Source organism: Frankia sp. CoWAU3 (assembly GCF_977971855.1).
Window position 1 is genome coordinate 1 of the sequence record NZ_CDWWXB010000037.1, and the last position, 3,368, is coordinate 3,368.

The 3,368-nt window shown below is 69.3% G+C and carries 2 protein-coding genes; both read right to left on the reverse strand.

Annotated features, from left to right (window positions below; all coding sequences use genetic code 11):
• Positions 1 to 91 precede the first annotated feature (91 nt).
• Positions 92 to 2,074: a threonine--tRNA ligase gene (gene thrS, locus AC08ON_RS05960; RefSeq protein WP_476606770.1), complete on the reverse strand. Its 1,983-nt coding sequence runs from the start codon at positions 2,072 to 2,074 to the stop codon at positions 92 to 94.
• A gap of 205 nt (positions 2,075 to 2,279) precedes the next feature.
• A complete protein-coding gene (locus AC08ON_RS05965; protein WP_476606769.1) occupies positions 2,280 to 2,981 on the reverse strand; it encodes a TetR/AcrR family transcriptional regulator in 702 nt (233 codons plus the stop codon).
• Positions 2,982 to 3,368 lie beyond the last annotated feature (387 nt).

The following is a 3,368-nucleotide window of genomic DNA, read 5'->3' on the forward strand; positions in this document are numbered from 1 at the left end:
CCATCGGCTCCGGCCCGCTACCGAGAAGTTGGTCCACCGGGACAGCACGAGTCTTCTGTCTTCTGAACGGGGCCGGGGCCAGCCGCGCGGCTCAGACCTGGCGGCGGCGCTCCACCGCGTCGAGGATCTCCGCGACGGCCTCGTCCACCGGCACGCCATTACGCTGCGTCCCGTCTCGAAAACGGAACGACACCGCACCCTGGGTGACATCGGAATCTCCGGCCAGCAGCATGAACGGCACCTTCTGCTTCTGCGCCGTACGGATCTTCTTCTGCATCCGGTCGTCGGAGGAGTCGACCTCCACCCGAAGGCCGTGTGCGGCGAGCCGCCGGGCGACCTCGTCCAGGTACGGCACGTGCTCGTCGGTGATCGGGATGCCGACCACCTGCACCGGCGCAAGCCACGGCGGCAGCGCCCCGGCATAGTGCTCCAGCAGGATGGCGAAGAACCGCTCGATGGTGCCGAACAACGCCCGATGGATCATGAACGGACGCTGCCGGGTCCCGTCCGCGGCCTGGTACTCCAGGCCGAAGCGCCGCGGCAGCTGGAAGTCCACCTGGATGGTGGACAGCTGCCAGGTCCGGCCGATGGCGTCACGGGCCTGCACGGAGATCTTCGGCCCGTAGAAGGCACCGCCGCCCGGGTCCATCACCAGTTCCAGGTCCTGCTTCTGCGCGGCCTCCCGCAGCAGTTCGGTGGCCTGCGCCCACTCCTCGTCGGTGCCGACGGCCTTGCCCGCCGGCCGGGTCGACAGCTCCAGGTAGAAGTCGGTCAGCCCGAAGTCGCGCAGCAGCCCGAGCACGAACGTCAGCACGCTGTCGAGCTCGGCGGGTAGCTGCTCACGGGCGCAGAACAGGTGCGCGTCGTCCTGGGTGAGCCCGCGCACCCGGGTCAGGCCATGGACCACGCCGGACTTCTCGTAGCGGTAGACCGTGCCGAACTCGAACAGCCGCAGCGGCAGCTCCCGGTACGACCGGCCCCGCGACCGGAAGATCAGGATATGCATCGGGCAGTTCATCGGCTTGAGGTAGTAGTCGGTGCCGCCGTCGAGCTGCATGGGCGGGTACATGCCCTCGGCGAACCAGTCCAGGTGCCCGGAGATCTGGTAGAGCTCCGACTTGGTGATGTGCGGGGTGTTGACGAACGAGTACCCGGCCTCGATGTGCCGGCGCCGCGAGTAGTCCTCCATCGCGGTGCGGATCGCGCCGCCCCTGGGGTGGAAGACCGCCAGCCCCGGGCCGATCTCGGTCGGGAACGAGAACAGGTCAAGCTCCGCGCCGAGCTTGCGGTGATCGCGCTTCTCGGCCTCGGCCAGCCTGGTCTGGTAGGCCTTGAGCGCGTCGCGCGACTCCCACGCGGTGCCGTAGATGCGCTGCAGCTGCGGGTTCTTCTCGCTCCCCCGCCAGTAGGCCGCGGCGGAACGCAGGATCGCGAAGGCCGGGATGGCCCGGGTGGTGGGCACGTGCGGCCCGCGGCAGAGGTCCTTCCAGCACAGCTCGCCGGTCTTCGCGTCGAGGTTGTCGTAGATGGTCAGCTCGCCCGCCCCGACCTCAACACTCGCCTCGGCGTCGTCGGCCGCCGTGTCACTCGACTTCAGTCCGATCAACTCGATCTTGTACGGTTCGTCAGCGAGCTCCGCGCGGGCCTCGGGCTCGGTGACGACCCGCCGGGAGAAGCGCTGGCCGGCCTTGATGATCGCCTGCGCCTTCTTCTCGATGGCCCTGAGGTCGTCCGGGGTGAACGGGGACTCGACGTCGAAGTCGTAGTAGAAACCGTTGTCGATAGGCGGCCCGATGCCCAGGCGTGCCTTCGGGAAGAGCTCCTGGACCGCCTGGGCGACGACGTGCGCGGTGGAGTGCCGGACGATCGCCCGCCCGGCCGGCGAGTCAATCATGATCGGCTCGACGACGACCCCGTCGGCGAGAACATGAGCAAGATCACGCTGCTGACCGTCAACCAGAGCCGCGATCACGTTCCGGTCGTCGGCGAACAGCTCGGCGGCCGTCGTCCCGGTCGGCACCACCCGCGGATCGCTGCGCTGGGCGTGCTGAACGGTAACGCGGACGTCGGACACCGAATCTCTCCTGTTGCGCTGGGAACACGGATGCGGGGATCGCGTCGCCGGTGCGTCGCCGGTGCGTCGCCGGCAGGCGGCCCCGCGGCGGGCCTTCCTGGCCCGTTCGCGATGCTACTCGCGGACGCATGGTGCCCCCGGTGAGCGGGGTACGGCGAGCGGGATACTCAGCGTGACGAGCGTGGCTCAGTGCGACGGGTGTGGCTCAGTGCGACGGGTGCGCCTCCGCCGTCGGCCGCGCACCCTGCCGGCAGCGGATGCCACCGAGGATGGTGTCGACGATCTTCGCGATCCGCGTTCCGCTCACCTCGCAGTCACCACTCATGTACTGCCGATAGGCGACCGGCCCGACCAGCATGTCGACGACAAGGTCGACGTCGACGTCCGCGGCGAGTTCCCCCGATTCGATGCCGCGCCGGAGCATGGCGGCCGCTTTCTCCCGCGACGGCTCGATCACCTTCTGCGAGTAGGTGGCGAACAACTCCGGGTGCGTGCTCCGCTCGGCGACGAGCTTCGGCATGATCCGCCCGGACAACGACTGGAGGTTGTGCCGGCGCAGCGCGTTCAGCCAGGCCACCAGGTCGTCGCGCAGGGAGCCAGTCTCGACCGCGTCGAGACTGTCAGCCAGGGTGTCCAACGCGTCCCCGATCAGGGCGTCCTTCGTTGGCCACCGGCGATAGACCGTCGCCTTGCCGACCCCGGCGCTGGTCGCCACTGCCTCCATCGACAGGCTCGCGAAGCCGACCGTCGCGAGCTCGTGCAGCGCGGCATCGATGATCGCCTCATCGCAGCGGGTGTCCCTCGGACGACCGGGAGCGCGGGAGACGCGGACCCCGGAGGGCACCCGGTCGGACGGTCGCCGAGGATGCGCAGCGCGCACGTCCCGGGTGGCCATCAGGCGGGACACCGGCCTGATCCCCCGCCCGCTCCGTCGCTGCCGTGCCGATGCATCCGCATGGAAAGGCCACCCGCCACCTTGATCGCGCCGCACGTTCTCGCCGCACTTCAAGATCATCATACGTCCCAGTCGGTCAAGACGCATCCGTTTGCCATGGCAGCGGCGTGGCGTGCGTCGCGTTCCACGCCGATCGGGCCACGGTCCACCACGAAACCACCGCCCGAACGCCCCAGCCCGAACAGCCATCTCGGGGCTGGGTGGATCTGCTCCACCACGGGCTCTCCGCATGGCAGCCGTTGGTGGCAGCATGAGGGGGACGCCGGGACGCCCAGCGCCCGGACGGACGTACAGGAGCGCTCATGGATGCTTCAGACACACCCACCCACCCGGCGGACC